Origin of the sequence: Streptomyces sp. NPDC052040 (genome assembly GCF_044548405.1) — a bacterium.
Lineage (GTDB): Bacteria > Actinomycetota > Actinomycetes > Streptomycetales > Streptomycetaceae > Streptomyces.
The window spans coordinates 76412-91865 of the sequence record NZ_JBIUBV010000020.1; the positions used below are offsets into that span (position 1 = coordinate 76412).

A 15454-nucleotide genomic window follows, 5' to 3' on the forward strand; every position below is an offset into this window, starting at 1 on the left:
ACAGTGATCCGCGACGAGGGAGGGGGCCCACGTGCTCATCGACACCTACGGCCGGGTGGCCACCGACCTGAGAGTCTCGCTGACCGACCGGTGCAATCTGCGCTGCGCCTACTGCATGCCCGAGGAGGGCCTGAGCTGGCTCGCCAAACCCGATCTGCTGACGGACGACGAGATTGTCCGCCTGATCGGCATCGCGGTCACCTCCCTCGGTATCGAGGAGGTCCGCTTCACCGGGGGCGAGCCGCTGCTGCGCCCCGGACTGGTCGGCATCGTGGAGCGGGCCGCCGCCCTCACCCCCCGGCCCCAGCTGTCCCTGACCACCAACGGGATCGGCCTCCGGCGCACGGCCACTGCCCTGAAGGCGGCGGGCCTGGACCGGGTGAACGTCTCCCTGGACACCCTGCGCCCCGACGTCTTCAAGACACTCACCCGCCGGGACCGCCACCACGACGTCCTCGACGGCCTCCGCGCCGCGCACGACGCGGACCTCACCCCCGTCAAGGTCAACACCGTGCTGATGCCGGGGCTCAACGAGGACGAGGCCCCCGACCTCCTCGACTGGGCGGTCCACCACGGCTACGAGCTGCGCTTCATCGAACAGATGCCCCTGGACGCCCAGCACGGCTGGAAGCGCGAGGGCATGGTCACCGCCGCGGACATCCTCGCCTCGCTGCGCACCCGCTTCGAGCTGACCCCCGAGGACGCGGGGGAGCGGGGCTCCGCCCCGGCCGAGCGCTGGCTCGTCGACGGCGGCCCGCACCGCGTCGGTGTGATCGCCTCGGTCACCCGCCCCTTCTGCGCCGCCTGCGACCGCACCCGGCTGACGGCCGACGGACAGATACGCACCTGCCTGTTCGCCACCGAGGAGACCGATCTGCGCGGGGCGCTGCGCTCCGGGGCGCCCGACGAGGAGATCGCCCGGATCTGGCGGCACGCGATGTGGGGCAAGAAGGCGGGCTCGGGACTGGACGACCCCTCGTTCCTGCAACCGGAGCGGCCGATGTCCGCGATCGGCGGCTGAGCCCCACCGCCCGCCGGGCCCCGCCGCGGTCAGCCCGCCGACGGCCCCGGTGCGGTGGACTCCCACTCCGCCAGCGTCACGACGTCCTTGAGGAAGCCCCGCACACTCAGGAACTGGGACAGATGCTCACGGTGCTCCTCGCATGCCAGCCAGGTCTTGCGGCGCTCGGGAGTGTGCAGCTTCGGGTTGTTCCAGGCGAGCACCCACACGGCGGCGGCGCGGCAGCCCTTGGCGGAGCAGATCGGTGCATCGGGGTCGGGGAGCATCACAGGCCCGACCCTAGCGCGCATCCGCCCGCACTCCACGAGCCGGTCTCCGTATGCCCGGTCGATGTCCGGTCGACACGATTCAGTACGGGGGTGCCAAAAGGCGACGCCGAGCAGCCACGGGGGGAGCTGCCCGGCGTCGGTCTTTCGCTCCGACGGGGGATGCGGAGCGCGTACGAAGTATGTCACGGGTAACCCGGCGCCCGGCACCGGAACAACATGATTGTCCTGAGCTTTTCCTGAGGTTCACGACGGGCCGTATTCCGCCTCCCGCACCCGGCCTGCTCAGGCCCGTTCGCGCGGTTCCTCCCGGGCCCCCGAGGGGGTGTTGGCCGCCCCGTCCCGGGGGACCGAATCCGTTCGCTCCTCCGTGGCGGGCGGTGTGATCATCGGGCGCACCGGCACATGGAGGAAGGACGACGGCAGGGACGGCGCGTTCTCCCGGCCCGCGTTCGCGATGACCACCGCGACATAGGGCAGGACCCCTCCGAGGACCAGTGCGACGATCGCGACCGGCCGCTCCACGTTCCACAGGGTGGCGGCCAGGATCACCGACACCGTGCGGATGCTCATGGAAATGACATAGCGCCGCTGCCTGCCGCGCACATCGTCCGCGAGGCCCTGCCGGGCGCCGGTGATCCGGAACACCTGGGCCTGCTCCCCGCTGTGCCGCTTGCGCATCACACACCACCACCCGCCTGACTCGGACTCTCCCCGGCCCGTACCTGATACCTACCCGGTCAGGGGCCGAGCCCGAACACCCACCACGTTACGCCGCACCCGCGCCCGCGCCGAGACCGGGGCCGTCCCCGCCGGGGGCGCATCCGGAGGGGACTCGCGCGTACGGATGCACCCGACGTGCGCCGTATGGCGGACCGCCCGAGACTGGGCGTACCGCTCGCGTCGAGCCGTACGAGGAGGCAGCCATGGGCTGGTTGTGGGCGATCATCGTCGGATTCATTCTGGGGCTGCTGGCCAAGCTCATCCTGCCGGGCAAGCAGCACAGCCCGCTCTGGCTGACCACCATCATGGGCATGATCGGCGGCATCGTCGGCAACGCCATCGCCCGCTCCATCGGGATCGCGGAGACCCGGGGCATCGACTGGGGCCGCCACGGCCTCCAGCTGGCCGCCGCGGTCGTGCTGGTCTTCCTGGGCGAGATGATCTACATGTCGACACGAGGCAGGGACCGGGCGAGAGTCTGACCCGGGCGGGAGCCCGGTTCCGACGGCCAGGGGGCGCCCCCTCGACGGGAACGCCCCCTGCTTCACTGCCGTACGCCCGCGCGCCCGCCCAACGGGCGGCGGGAACGCCCGTCCCGCGGGCGGCGGGACCGCTCAGTCGCCCGTGACCTCGACCGCTGCCAGATTCTTCTTGCCGCGGCGCAGCACCAGCCAGCGCCCGTGCAGCAGATCCTCCCGGGCGGGCACCGCGTCCTCGGCGGTGACCTTCGCGTTGTTCACGTAGGCGCCGCCCTCCTTCACCGTGCGACGCGCGGCCGACTTGCTCGCCACCAGGCCCACCTCGGCGAACAGGTCCACCACCGGCTGGAGCTCGGCGACCCGCACATGCGGCACCTCGGACAGGGCCGCGGCCAGCGTCCCGGCGTCCAGGTCATTCAGCTCGCCCTGGCCGAAGAGCGCCTTGGACGCGGCGATCACGGCGGCCGTCTGGTCGGCGCCGTGCACCAGCGTGGTCAGCTCCTCGGCGAGCGCGCGCTGTGCGGCACGGGCCTGCGGACGCTCCTCCGTCTGCTGCTCCAGCTCCTCGATCTCCGCACGGGAGCGGAAGCTGAAGATACGCAGGAACTTGGAGACGTCCCGGTCGTCGGCGTTCAGCCAGAACTGGTAGAAGGCGTACGGGGTGGTCAGCTCGGGGTCCAGCCAGACCGTGCCGGACTCCGTCTTGCCGAACTTGGTGCCGTCGGCCTTGGTGATCAGCGGGGTGGCCAGCGCGTGCACCCCGGCGTGCGGCTCCACCTTGTGGATCAGGTCGGCGCCCGCCGTCAGATTGCCCCACTGGTCGCTGCCGCCGGTCTGGAGCGTGCACCCGTACCTGCGGTACAGCTCCAGGAAGTCCATGCCCTGGAGGATCTGGTAGCTGAACTCGGTGTAGCTGATGCCCGCGTCCGAGTGCAGCCGCCGCGAGACGGCCTCCTTCGAGATCATCTTGTTGACCCGGAAGTGCTTGCCGATGTCCCGCAGGAAGCCGATGGCCGACAGGCCCTGGGTCCAGTCCAGGTTGTTGACCATGGTCGCGGCGTGCGGCCCCTCGAAGTCGAGGAACCGCTCGATCTGGCCGCGCAGCCGCGCCACCCAGGCCGCCACCACCTCGGGGTCGTTGAGCGTGCGCTCCGCCGTCGGCTTCGGGTCGCCGATCAGGCCCGTGGCCCCGCCGACCAGGCCCAGCGGGCGGTTGCCCGCCAGCTGGATCCGGCGCATCGTCAGGATCTGCACCAGATTCCCGAGGTGCAGGCTGGGCGCTGTCGGGTCGAAGCCGCAATAGAACGTGACGGGACCGTCCGCGAACGCCTTGCGCAATGCGTCCTCGTCCGTGGAGAGGGCCATGAGCCCGCGCCACTTCAGCTCGTCGACGATGTCCGTCACGGTTCTCGTATCTCCTTGAACGACCCAGCGGCGGTCGAACGACCACCGGCTACGAGGTTATACGCCCTGGCTGACAGAGCTCATATTGAAGTCCGGCACCCGCAGCGCGGGCATCGCCGCTCTAGTGAACCAGTCGCTCCACTCCCGCGGCAGCGTCTTTTCCGTGCGCCCGGCCTCCACCGCCCGGCCCAGCACACCGACCGGGGACTCGTTGAAGCGGAAGTTGTTGACCTCCCCGGTGACCTCGCCGTCCTCCACCAGATACACCCCGTCCCGGGTCAGGCCGGTGAGCAGCAGCGTCGCCGGGTCGACCTCGCGGATGTACCAGAGGCAGGTCAGCAGCAGCCCCCGCCGGGTCCCCGCGACCATCTCCTCCAGGGAGCGGTCGGCGCCGCCGTCCAGGATCAGGTTCCCGACCGGGGGAGCGAGCGGAAGACCGGTCAGGGCCGCGCTGTGCCGGGTGGTCGTCAGCCGCTTCAGCTCCCCGTCGGCGATCCACTCCGTGGCCGTCAGCGGCAGCCCGTTGTCGAACACCGACGCGTCGTCACCGGAGGAGTGCGCGATCACAAAGGGCGCGGTCTCCAGACCGGGGGCGTGCGGATCGCTGCGCAGGGTCAGCGGCAGCCCGGCCAGCCGCTCGCCCACGCGGGTACCGCCGCCGGGTCGGCTGAAGACCGTGCGGCCCTCGGCCGCGTCCCGGGCCGCCGCCGACCACATCTGGTAGATCAGCAGATCCGCGACCGCGGTGGGCGGCAGCAGGGTCTCGTAGCGGCCCGCGGGCAGCGCGACCCTGCGCTCCGCCCAGCCCAGCCGCCGCGCCAGCTCGGCGTCCATGGCCGCCGGGTCCACGTCCTTGAAGTCCCGGGTCGACTGCCCCGCCCAGGCCGACCGCGTCCGGTCCGGGGACTTGGCGTTCAGCTCCAGCGTGCCGCTCGGCTGGTCGTGGCGCAGCCGCAGCCCGGCCGAGGTGCCCACATAGGTCGAGACCAGCTCGTGGTTGGCGAAGCCGTACAGCTCGCGGCCGCCCGCCCGCGCCCGGGCGAAGGACTCGCCGAGCGCGGGCGCGAAGTCCGCGAACACCGAGGACGAGGTCTCGGCCGGCGGATCCGCGAAGTCCGGGGACTCCGGCACCCCCGTCACCAGCGGCCGGGCGTCCTCGGCGGGACCCGCGGCACGCGCCGCTGCCTCCGCGGCCCGCACCAGCGACTCCAGCTCACCGGCGGTGACCGCCGAGCGGGAGACCACCCCGGAGGCCGTGCCCTCGGCCCCGTCCACGGCCGCCACCACGGTGAGGGTGCGCCCGCGGGTGACCCCGTTCGTGGTCAGCGCGTTGCCCGCCCAGCGGAGATTGGCCGTGGAGTGCTCGTCGGCGAGGACCACGCAGCCGTCCGCGCGGGACATCGCGAGGGCGCGCTCGACGATCTCGTGCGGCTTGTTCGTACGGGCGCTCATCGGCCGGCCTCCTGCGTGGTGTTGAGAACGGTGACCCCGCGGAACAGGACCGAGGGGCAGCCGTGCGAGACCGCGGCGACCTGCCCCGGCTGTGCCTTGCCGCAGTTGAAGGCGCCGCCGAGGACATAGGCCCCCGGACCGCCGACGGCCGTCATGGAACCCCAGAAGTCCGTGGTCGTCGCCTGGTACGCGACATCGCGCAGCTGGCCCGCGATCCGCCCGTTCTCGATCCGGAAGAACCGCTGCCCGGTGAACTGGAAGTTCACCGCAGGATCAGGGGGCATACCTCTCTGATCGGCGTTTGTGCAGGTCAGGCGATCATTCACGGTCTGCTCTCAATCCCTTTTCATACGGGGTGAAACCGGACTGTACGGGATCAGGTGATGACCTGGTGTCGACCTCCGGGACCCGCTTCGGGGCTGCCTGGCGCGGGTCCCGGAGGCTGGCTCCAGATCGGATCAGAGGCTAGCCATCGGTGCTCCGGACTGGGGATGCGGATGTCGCCCTGACCTCAGACTCTCCAGCCGCACGACAAGGCAGCCTGTGGGAGTGACGAGCGGTGAAGGCTGCCCGGACGGACGGCGGGCCCCGTACGCTCGAAGTATGAGTGCCGACATTGGCAAGCGGCTTCAGGGCGTACGCAAGCGGCGCGGTTTGACTCAGCGTCAGCTCGCGAGCGAGTCCGGCGTGTCCCTGTCCTTGATCCGGAAACTCGAACAAGGGGAACGGGCTGACACACGCCTGGAGACTGCGCGTCATCTGGCACAGGTCCTGAGGGTCCCGACAACGAGCCTCATTGCGGACCATGAGGACGAGCGAGAGGCGGCACCCGGCGCCGATGATTGCTGGGAGGGGGTCCGGCGTGCCCTCGTCGCTCCGGTACGGGCGGACGGTCCGACGGAAGAGCCGACCGTGGGCGGTGTGCGGGACGCGCTGGAATCAGCCCTGCCGCTCTTCTCCGGTGATCGCTTCGCAGAGCTGAGTGTGATCCTTCCGCCTCTGCTGCGGGACGCTGATCTGATCGCCGAGAGCAGCCCGGACGGGCGGGCCGTACGCGTCCGGCTCTCGCAGCTCACAGGCTGGCTGCTCACACAGACTCGACAGTTCCAGGCGGCCGACATCGCACTGTCCCGGTCACTGGAAGAGTCGTCCGATCGGCTACAGGCGGCGGCCACGGTGAGCACGCGGTGCTGGCTCTTGCTGCGGCGCGGTCGGCTCGCTGAGGCGCGAGAGCTGGCAACTCGGTGGGCGGATGATGTCGAGCCTCGCATTTCGCGGGCGACCCCGGTGGAGCTGAGCGCCTGGGGCTGGCTGCTGCTGCGGGCCTCCGCTGCTGCGATCCGGGACAACCGGCCCGGGGAAGCGGAGGACGCGTTGCGCTACGCCAACTCGGCGGCGGTCGCGATGGGGCGGGAGTTCGCCCCGCGCGACGACTTCTTGCAGGCGTTCGGGCCGGTCACGGTGGCTCTGAAGCGGGCCGAGAATGCCATGATCGTCGACAAGCCTGATCTGGTGCTCAAGCTCTCGAAGCGCATCCCGACCAGCGGTATGCGGCCCACCTCCAACAACCGCAATCGCCACCTTCTGGACGTGGCGGAGGCGCATGCCCGCTCGCGTGACTACGCGAAGGCGGTTGAGGTCTTGCAGGGCATCCGCGCGGACGCTCCACAGTGGCTGCCCAACCAACGCTATGCGCGGGACATCTTCGGCCGAGTGATCGCGCGTCGGCGCACCCTCACGCCGGAGATGAGGGACCTGGCTGACGCGATCGGCGTACCGGTGTGACTCGGTGTGGCACTTCGGGCTGGCCCCTCATCAAAGTGCCATTGAGGTGTGTTCCTTCCGTTACGTAGCGTCATATGCATGACCGCCCAAGGTAGAGCAGCAGAGACAGTTGTCCGTGAGCGCACGACCACGGTTGATGCCGACGCGCGTCAGTGGGAGTACACGACCTACGCTCCGAGCGGTGAGACGTGCCCGTCGTGCGGGAAGCTGATCAAGAGTCTTGAGAGCTGCCGCCGGGGGATGCTGGCTCGCCGGGACTCGTCTCCGATCGTGGCCTACTGGCACACCGCCTGCGCATCGAAAGGGGCGGGGCAGTGATCCCGATGGAGATCTACAGGAGCAGCAAGCGAGCTGCTGCTGACGCGCATGGGGCGCTGTTCCAGGCATTGCTGGCGATCGGGATTCCGAGGAGGGATCTTGGCTGGCTGGCTCCACGTGTGGCGCCGGACGGGCGTCCGATGGTGGCTATGGGAACGTGGAACGCTGACGTGGTGCAGAAAGTGGCGGCGCATCTGATGGCGTCACCTGCGCATGTCGAGGCGGCGCCGGATGGCCGTGTTGTGTCCGATCATGTCCGTGTGACAGGGGACGAATGACCCCGGATCGCTGAGGACGGCGAATCAAGGCTCAGCGAGTCGGCTGCCCCGTCTGTGCGCCTCCCTGCGGCGCATGGACGGGCCTTTCCGGCGTCTGGGCGTGTGGCGCGCTGTGGGCACGCCGCCGACCGTAGAGGATTTTGGGCTGGAGCTGCCGTGGGGCGATTCGGGTCGGTCCATCGCTTCCTCGATGGTGAGCGATGCCGACCGCGCCGGGACGCCGGAGAGTGCGAACACGGACGTCCGGTCGGCTGCGGCCTGGTGCACACAGAGGATGACCCGGTGTTGGGGGGTCCGCTGTGGCCGGACTGCTACGACCACGTGACGCATGTGCTGTGGCACGCGTACCCCGGACGCCTGTGGGACCGTTTCACCACGGCCGTACGGCGGCACCTCGCCTCGGCCGCAGGCATCCCGCGCTCGAAGCTCCGTGAGCACCTGGTGGTGTCCTTCGCCAAGGTCGCCGAGTACCAGAAGCGTGCAGCCATCCACTTCCACGGGGTGGTACGCCTGGATGGTCCGGCCGGTCCAGGCGACCCCTCCCCCGGCTGGGCCACGGCCGAAGTGCTCGCCGACGCCGCACACACGGCCGCCGCATCGGCGAACGTGCGCGTCCCGGAGTCCGACGTCTACGGAACCGAACTCCTTCTCGGCAAACAGTTGGCTGTACGGCCGATCTGGCCCTTCGCCAACGACGAGGGACCTACCGATGACGCGGTCGCTGCCTACGTGGCCAAGTACGTCTCCAAGGGAACGGCCGAAACCGGCGCGGGACTTGATGGCTACGTGCTGGCGCCTGGGCGGCCTGCCGGAACTGGAACACCTCCGGTTGCGCTCCTGGGCTCACACGCTCGACTACCGGGGTCACATCCTCACCAAATCCCGCCGCTACTCCACCACGTACACGGCCCTGCGTGAGGAACGGGCCGAGTACCGGCGCGGCGATACGGAGCCGGCCGACAGTCCTGCCGTCGTCACGGACTCGAACTGGCGTTATGCCGGCTCCGGCTGCACCGTCGGTGCGGCCCTGGTCGCTGCCGGAATCGCAGAAGACCACGTCATGAGCCCATCAACGGGCGTAGGAACGTCCTCTCGTCGGTCTTCAATTACGCGGTGGCGGCAGAGATCATCGGCCGTAATCCGTGCAAGAAGGCAAACCCTCGAAGGACTTCGGGGCAGCAACTCACGCCGGTGACCGACGCCGATATCCCGACCATGGAGGAGGTGCTCGGGATCATTGCGGAAGCACCAAAGCTCATCCGGGCCGGTTTCTGGGCCATGGCGGGTTGTGGGACGCGGCCGGGGGAGTCTCTGGCCCTGGCTGACGAAGCCATGGACTGGGAGCGCAGCATCCTGGTCGTGGATCACCAGGTCTCGGCGTACGGCTGTCAGGAGATCTCCGGCTATCGACGCGGAGTGAAACGGGGTACGAAGCACCGGACATTCGATCAGGCGAGGCGTACGCCAGTGCCTGAATCGATCAACGAGATGTTCAACGATCACATCGACGCGTTCGGGACCTGGGGAGACCGGGGCTGGTTCTTCGAGTCGCCTCGGCTGAACGATCGCCACCCGTCCTATGACTGGTTCCTGGATCAGTTCAAGGCGGCGGCCAAGCTGGCGGGGACCCCTCAGTACACCCCGAAGAGCTTCCGGCACTTCTTCGTCTCCGAAGCGATCCACGCCGATATCCCGCTCTTCGAGATCGCGGCGTGGGTCGGGCACCGGACCACCAGGACGACAGAGTTGGTCTACGGGCACCTCGTCCGCCGGGCAATGGACCGGGGCGCCCGGACCATGCACAACCGTCTGGGGCTGAAGCTGGAGCCCTTCAAAGGTCTGATCGTCCCGCCCTCGCTGACCCCCTCCGAGGACGACGTACAGGACTGGGACGACGTGGCATAGGCGGATCACTGTGATCGCGTGTCGACCTGGTGCAGACTTTGCGCCGGAACGACTGCCCCGTCAGGTACGGCCGGACTCCTTCGCAGTATTCAGAATGTTCACACTCCGAAACATTGCTGAGGGGCACCCGTGCGACACGGAGGCGACTTGCCCAGGCTGGGCCTTTCCACAGTTGAAGGCCCCTCCTAGTACGTAGGTCCGGGGGCCGCCGACAGCGTCCATGGAGCCCCAGAACTCGGGGGTGACCCCCTGATATGCAAAGTCTTTGACCTGCCCCGCAAGGCGGCCGTTCCGAATCATGTATGCCCTCTGACCCGTAAACTGGAAGTTGTAGCGCTGCATGTCGATCGACCAGGAGCGGTCCCCGACGACATAGATGCCGCGCTCCACGCCCCCGATCAGGTCCTCGGTGGACAGCCCGGCCGGATCCGGCAGGAGCGACACATTGGCCATGCGCTGCACGGGGACATGCCCGGGGGAGTCGGCGTAGGCGCAGCCGTTGGACCGCTCGAAGCCGGTCAGCCGGGCCATGCGCCGGTCCAGCTGGTAGCCGACCAGGGTGCCGTCCCGCACCAGGTCCCAGGACTGGGCCTCGACGCCCTCGTCGTCGTAGCCGATCGTCGCGAGGCCGTGCTCGGCGGTGCGGTCGCCCGTGACGTTCATCAGCCCGGAGCCGTAGCGCAGGGTGCCCAGCCGGTCGAAGGTGGCGAAGGAGGTGCCCGCGTACGCGGCCTCGTAGCCCAGCGCCCGGTCCAGCTCGGTGGCGTGCCCGATGGACTCGTGAATGGTCAGCCAGAGGTTCGACGGGTCGACCACCAGGTCGTACACCCCCGGCTCCACGCCGGGCGCGCGCATCTTCTCCGCGAGCAGCTCGGGCATCCGCTCCAGCTCCGCGTCCCAGTCCCAGCCGGTGCCCGTCAGATACTCCCAGCCTCGGCCCACGGGCGGCGCCAGGGTCCGCATCGAGTCGAACTCGCCGGTGGACTCGTCGACCGAGACCGCGGTGAGCTGCGGATGCAGCCGGACCCGCTGCTGGGTCGTCACGGTCCCCGCGGTGTCGGCGTAGAACTTGTTCTCGTGGACCGTCAGCAGCGAGGCGTCCGCGTGGTCGATGCCACGCGCCCCGAGCAGCCGCGCGCTCCACTCGGCCAGCAGCCCCGTCTTCTCCTCGGCGGGCACGGAGAAGGGATCGATCCCGTACGACGACACCCAGGTCCGCTCCGCGTGCACGGGCTCGTCGGCCAGCTCCACCCGCTCCTCGGACCCGGCCGCCCGGATCACCTGCGCGGACAGCTTCGCCATCGCCACGGCCTGCGAGGCGACCTTGGCGGCGGCGTCCTGCGTCAGATCCACACCCGAGGCGAAACCCCAGGTCCCACCGTGCACGACCCGTACCGCGTACCCCAGGTCCGTGGTGTCCGAGGACCCCGCGGGCCGGCCGTCCCGCAACCGTAGAGCGGCGCTGCGCACCCGCTCGAAGCGGAAGTCCGCGTGCGCGGCCCCCAGCGACCGTGCGCGGGCCAGCGCGGCGTCGGCCAGGGCCCGCAGCGGCAGCGCCGTGAAGGCTTCGTCGATGGAATGCGGCACGGGATCTCCCTGCTGTCGGAGCCTGTCGGCCCCCGGCGGAGCCTTCAGGACCCTTGTCGGGCCACGCGGACCCCGCCGGAGGCTGTCGGATCCGATCATGTCGTGCGGACGACCGCGGGGACCACATCCGCCGCCCGGCGACCGGGCCGTCGCCTCCGACTTCCTCCGACGGCCGTCCCGGCGCGCTCCCCGCGGCCGTCCCCGTTCGCTCCCCGCCCACTCCACGGCGATCGATTCTGTAGGGATCCGACAGCGACTCCCCGGCGCCACTGTCGGTGCCCGATTGTCCGCGCGGCGGGCCGGACCGATAGGTTTTCGATGAAGGCGCCTGTCCAACAGGGGTGCAGACCGTTATCGAAAGGGTGATCCGTTGAGCCGCTCGGTTCTCGTCACTGGGGGCAACCGGGGCATCGGCCTCGCCATCGCCCGCGCGTTCGCCGACGCCGGAGACAAGGTCGCGATCACATACCGCTCGGGTGAGCCGCCGGCCGGCTTCCTCGCGGTCAAGTGCGACATCACCGACACCGAGCAGGTGGAGCAGGCCTACAAGGAGATCGAGGCCGAGCACGGCCCGGTCGAGATCCTCGTCGCCAACGCCGGCATCACCAAGGACCAGCTCCTGATGCGCATGTCCGAGGAGGACTTCACCTCGGTCGTCGACACCAACCTCACCGGCACCTTCCGCGTCGTCAAGCGCGCCAACCGCGGCATGCTGCGCGCCAAGAAGGGCCGTGTCGTCCTCGTCTCCTCGGTCGTGGGGCTGCTCGGGTCCGCGGGGCAGGCGAACTACGCCGCCTCCAAGGCCGCCCTGGTGGGCTTCGCGCGCTCCCTCGCCCGCGAGCTGGGCTCCCGCAACATCACCTTCAATGTCGTCGCCCCCGGCTTCGTCGACACCGACATGACCAAGGCGCTCACCGACGAGCAGCGCGCGAACATCGTGGCGCAGGTGCCGCTCGGCCGGTACGCGCAGGTCGAGGAGGTGGCCGCCGCGGTGAGGTTCCTCGCCTCGGACGACGCCTCGTACATCACTGGAGCCGTCATCCCCGTTGACGGCGGACTGGGAATGGGTCACTGATCACCATGAGCGGAATTCTCGAGGGCAAGCGCGTCCTGATCACCGGTGTGCTGATGGAGTCCTCCATCGCCTTCCACGCCGCGAAGCTGGCCCAGGAGCAGGGCGCCGAGATCATCCTGACCGCCTTCCCGCGGCCCACGCTGACCGAGCGCATCGCCAAGAAGCTCCCCAAGCCCACCAAGGTCATCGAGCTGGACGTCACCAACGACGAGCACCTCGGGCGCCTGGCCGACATCGTCGGCGAGGAGCTGGGCGGTCTCGACGGCGTCGTGCACTCCATCGGCTTCGCCCCCCAGGACGCCCTCGGCGGCAACTTCCTCAACACCCCGTTCGAGTCCGTGGCCACCGCCATGCATGTCTCGGCGTACTCCCTGAAGTCGCTGACCATGGCCTGCCTGCCGCTGATGCAGAACGGCGGCTCGGTCGTCGGTCTCACCTTCGACGCCCAGTACGCCTGGCCGCAGTACGACTGGATGGGCCCGGCCAAGGCCGCCCTGGAGGCCACCAGCCGCTACATGGCGCGCGACCTGGGCAAGCAGAACATCCGCTGCAACCTGGTCTCCGCGGGCCCCATCGGCTCCATGGCCGCCAAGTCCATCCCCGGCTTCAGCGAGCTGGCCGCCGTCTGGGACAGCCGCGCCCCGCTGGAGTGGGACCTGAAGGACCCGGAGCCCGCCGGCCGCGGCATCGTCGCCCTGCTGAGCGACTGGTTCCCGAAGACCACCGGCGAGATCATCCACGTGGACGGCGGTCTGCACGCCATCGGCGCCTGAGCCGTCGCCCCACGGGCCCTGGCCCGACCGGGTGGCCTACGCGGCCGATGCCCCGTTTCCCGCAAGAGCGCGGGGAAGCGGGGCATCGCCCGTTCTCAGGACTCCCGGCTGCGGGAGCGGCCCGGACGGCACTCGAAGGGATAGCTCGCCGCCGCGGCTGCCGCCGCCGGTGCGTCACCCGCGCGGATCGCGTCCACCAGCCGCGTGTGGTCCATATAGGTCTCCGGCGTCAGCTCCTTGCCGACGTCCTCGCGCAGCCAGTCCCGGAGCACCTCGCCCAGGTCCGCGTACATCGCCTGCATGACGTCGTTGTGGGAGGCGGCCACCACGGCCAGATGGAAGGTGGCGTCGATGGTCACGAAGGCCTCGGCGTCTCCGGACTCCCAGGCCTCCTCGCGGCGCAGCAGCAGCGCGTCCAGCTGCTTGAGATCGCGCTCGGTGCGCCGCTCGGCGGCCAGCCGGGCCGCCCCCGACTCCAGGGTGGAGCGCAGCTCGGCGATATGGCCGGGATCGGCGTCCGCGAACCGCCGGTGCATCACGCCCGCCAGCTCACTGGTCGCCGCGACATAGGTGCCCGAACCCTGGCGGATGTCCAGCAGACCGTTGTGCGCGAGCGCGCGCACGGCCTCGCGGACCGTGTTCCGGGCGACCCCGAGCTGGTCGACCAGCTCGGGCTCGGTCGGGATGCGGGAGCCCACCGGCCATTCGCCCGAGGTGATCTGGCTCCGCAGTTCGGCGATGACCTGTTCGGACAGCGCGGATCGGCGGGGGTGGCTCAGCGGCATGACGGTCCTTCGTGCGGGCCCGGGCGAGGGGCCGGAGGATCCGGAGCGTAACGAAACCGAAGTGGACAACAATTCATCCCATCATTCTATGATGAGCGGTATGGCAACCGACGAGACCGGGACGGCCACGTCCGCACCGACACCCACCTCCACGGCACTGCGGGACTCCGCGCCCGCCCCCGGCGGCGCGGCGACGAGGCCCGGGGGCGCTGCGTCCGGCCCCCGCGCGTGGACCGCGCGGGTGCTGGTCGTCGGCATCGTCCTCACCGCGCTCAACCTGCGGCCCGCCATCACCAGCCTCGGCGCCCTCCTCGAAGAGGTGCGCGACGGTCTCGGCATGAGCGGCAGCCTCGCCGGACTGCTGACCTCCGTCCCTCCGCTGTGCTTCGCCGTCTTCGGTGTCATGGCACCCCGGCTGGCCCGCCGCTTCGGCCCGCCCGCCGTGGTCTGCGCCGGAATGGCGGCGATCACCGCCGGACTCCTGATCCGCCCCTACGCCGGGAGCACCGCGGGCTTCCTGGCCGCGAGCGCCCTCGCCCTGATGGGCGTCGCCGTCAGCAACGTCCTGATGCCGGTGATCGTCAAGCGCTGGTTCCCGGACCGGGTGGGCCCGATGACCGGCCTGTACTCGATGGCGCTGGCCCTCGGCACCGCGGCCGCGGCGGCGATATCGGTCCCGATGACCGACGCGCTGGGCGGCAGCTGGCAGCTGGGCCTCGCCGTCTGGGCCGCACTGTCGGCGACGGCCGTGCTGCCGTGGATTCCGTTCGTACGGGGGCGGCGGGCCCCTTCCGAGGCCGCGCCGGGCGCCCTGGCCGCCGGTACCGGCGGGGACGGGTCCGGTGGAGTGGCGGCGCCCGGCGGGGCGGCGGGGTCTCGTGGGAGCGGGTCCAGCCGGGTCGCGTCCGGCGGGGAGGAGGCCGACGGACTGCGGATCACCCGGAGCCGTACCGCCTGGGCCCTGGCCGTGTTCTTCGGCCTCCAGGCCACGGCCGCCTACATCACGATGGGCTGGATGGCGCAGATCTTCCGGGACGCCGGGGTGTCCGCGAGTACGGCCGGAGTGCTGCTCGCCGTCACCATGGCCATGGGCGTGCCCCTCGCCTTCGTCATCCCCCGGCTGGCCACCCGGCTCCCGCACCAGGGACCCATCGTGGTGGTGCTCGGCGTCTGCGGTCTGGCCGGGTACGCCGGTCTGTACTGGGCCCCGGCGGCCGGTGCCTGGGCCTGGGCGCTGCTGCTCGGCGTCTCCAACTGCGCCTTCCCGCTGGCCCTGACCATGGTGGGCATGCGGGCACGGACCGGCGCGGGCGTGGCCAAGCTGTCGGCCTTCGCCCAGAGCACCGGCTATCTGCTCTCGATCCCGGGACCGCTGCTGGTCGGCGTGCTCTACCAGCACAGCGGCGGCTGGGGACTGCCGCTCGCCCTGATGGCGGCTCTGATGGTCCCGCAGGTCGCGGTGGGCGTCCTGGCGGGCCGCGACCGGACCGTGGAGGACGAGGCGGGGCGCTGAGCGCGGTCCCGGCGGGACGGCGGAGTGCTCCCCGGACAGGTGGGTGCGGTCCGCCCCGGCGGTGACCCCGCCGGGGGCAGGGCGGGGGAG

14 protein-coding genes and 2 pseudogenes are annotated in these 15454 nt (G+C 70.4%); 9 read left to right on the plus strand and 7 right to left on the minus strand.

Annotation, left to right across the window (positions count from 1 at the left end; translation table 11 throughout):
- The first annotated feature begins 31 nt into the window (after window positions 1–31).
- Complete coding sequence (gene moaA / locus ACIHAA_RS28700; protein ID WP_399822182.1) at window positions 32–1021, plus strand: GTP 3',8-cyclase MoaA; 990 nt, start codon at window positions 32–34, stop codon at window positions 1019–1021.
- Between the two features lie 29 nt (window positions 1022–1050).
- Here the strand turns inward: moaA and ACIHAA_RS28705 are convergent, their stop codons facing one another.
- Both ACIHAA_RS28705 and ACIHAA_RS28710 read right to left on the minus strand, forming a co-directional pair.
- The gene (locus ACIHAA_RS28705; RefSeq protein WP_399822244.1) at window positions 1051–1287 is read right to left on the minus strand and encodes a hypothetical protein; all 237 of its coding nucleotides are present in this window, start codon (window positions 1285–1287) and stop codon (window positions 1051–1053) included.
- Between the two features lie 285 nt (window positions 1288–1572).
- Window positions 1573–1968 carry a DUF3099 domain-containing protein gene (locus tag ACIHAA_RS28710; RefSeq protein WP_399822184.1) on the minus strand — a complete coding sequence of 132 codons (396 nt, stop codon included), beginning with the start codon at window positions 1966–1968 and terminating at the stop codon, window positions 1573–1575.
- Between the two features lie 245 nt (window positions 1969–2213).
- Here ACIHAA_RS28710 and ACIHAA_RS28715 point away from each other — a divergent pair, with 245 nt between their 5' ends.
- Window positions 2214–2492, plus strand: coding sequence for a GlsB/YeaQ/YmgE family stress response membrane protein (locus ACIHAA_RS28715; protein WP_399822186.1), 279 nt, complete (start codon window positions 2214–2216; stop codon window positions 2490–2492).
- A gap of 132 nt (window positions 2493–2624) precedes the next feature.
- On the opposite strand, the gene tyrS is transcribed toward ACIHAA_RS28715, so the two are convergent.
- The 3 genes and pseudogenes from tyrS to ACIHAA_RS28730 form a co-directional block, all read right to left on the minus strand.
- Window positions 2625–3893, minus strand: a complete 1269-nt coding sequence (gene tyrS / locus ACIHAA_RS28720; protein WP_399822187.1) for a tyrosine--tRNA ligase — start codon at window positions 3891–3893, stop codon at window positions 2625–2627.
- Window positions 3894–3950: 57 nt separating this feature from the next.
- A complete protein-coding gene (locus ACIHAA_RS28725) occupies window positions 3951–5345 on the minus strand; it encodes a metallopeptidase TldD-related protein (RefSeq protein WP_399822189.1) in 1395 nt (464 codons plus the stop codon).
- A pseudogene (locus ACIHAA_RS28730) lies at window positions 5342–5608 on the minus strand (metallopeptidase TldD-related protein); the annotation flags it as partial. The pseudogene ACIHAA_RS28730 and the gene ACIHAA_RS28725, both read right to left, overlap by 4 nt.
- Before the next feature lie 340 nt (window positions 5609–5948).
- Between ACIHAA_RS28730 and ACIHAA_RS28735 the strand changes: the two are divergent.
- The 4 genes and pseudogenes from ACIHAA_RS28735 to ACIHAA_RS28750 all read left to right on the plus strand — a co-directional run bounded on the left by ACIHAA_RS28735 (window position 5949) and on the right by ACIHAA_RS28750 (window position 9631).
- Entirely contained in the window at window positions 5949–7130 is a 1182-nt protein-coding gene (locus ACIHAA_RS28735) for a helix-turn-helix domain-containing protein (RefSeq protein WP_399822191.1), read from the plus strand.
- Between the two features lie 314 nt (window positions 7131–7444).
- Complete coding sequence (locus ACIHAA_RS28740; RefSeq protein ID WP_399822192.1) at window positions 7445–7726, plus strand: hypothetical protein; 282 nt, start codon at window positions 7445–7447, stop codon at window positions 7724–7726.
- Between the two features lie 156 nt (window positions 7727–7882).
- A pseudogene (locus ACIHAA_RS28745) lies at window positions 7883–8921 on the plus strand (replication initiator).
- The gene (locus ACIHAA_RS28750; RefSeq protein WP_399822194.1) at window positions 8840–9631 is read left to right on the plus strand and encodes a site-specific integrase; all 792 of its coding nucleotides are present in this window, start codon (window positions 8840–8842) and stop codon (window positions 9629–9631) included. Before ACIHAA_RS28745 ends, ACIHAA_RS28750 begins: the two are co-directional and overlap by 82 nt.
- Window positions 9632–9691: 60 nt before the next feature.
- Here the strand turns inward: ACIHAA_RS28750 and ACIHAA_RS28755 are convergent, their stop codons facing one another.
- Window positions 9692–11218 carry a TldD/PmbA family protein gene (locus ACIHAA_RS28755; protein ID WP_399822196.1) on the minus strand — a complete coding sequence of 509 codons (1527 nt, stop codon included), beginning with the start codon at window positions 11216–11218 and terminating at the stop codon, window positions 9692–9694.
- Between the two features lie 370 nt (window positions 11219–11588).
- Here ACIHAA_RS28755 and fabG point away from each other — a divergent pair, with 370 nt between their 5' ends.
- Together fabG and fabI are read left to right on the plus strand one after the other, a co-directional pair.
- On the plus strand, window positions 11589–12293 hold the full coding sequence (gene fabG / locus ACIHAA_RS28760; RefSeq protein ID WP_399822198.1) for a 3-oxoacyl-[acyl-carrier-protein] reductase: 705 nt from the start codon (window positions 11589–11591) through the stop codon (window positions 12291–12293).
- Window positions 12294–12298: 5 nt separating this feature from the next.
- The gene (fabI, locus tag ACIHAA_RS28765) at window positions 12299–13066 is read left to right on the plus strand and encodes an enoyl-ACP reductase FabI (RefSeq protein ID WP_399822199.1); all 768 of its coding nucleotides are present in this window, start codon (window positions 12299–12301) and stop codon (window positions 13064–13066) included.
- Between the two features lie 95 nt (window positions 13067–13161).
- Here the strand turns inward: fabI and ACIHAA_RS28770 are convergent, their stop codons facing one another.
- A complete protein-coding gene (locus ACIHAA_RS28770; protein WP_399822201.1) occupies window positions 13162–13851 on the minus strand; it encodes a FadR/GntR family transcriptional regulator in 690 nt (229 codons plus the stop codon).
- Between the two features lie 100 nt (window positions 13852–13951).
- On the opposite strand from ACIHAA_RS28770, the gene ACIHAA_RS28775 reads away from it, so the two are divergent.
- On the plus strand, window positions 13952–15364 hold the full coding sequence (locus tag ACIHAA_RS28775; RefSeq protein WP_399822203.1) for a CynX/NimT family MFS transporter: 1413 nt from the start codon (window positions 13952–13954) through the stop codon (window positions 15362–15364).
- Window positions 15365–15454: the final 90 nt, after the last annotated feature.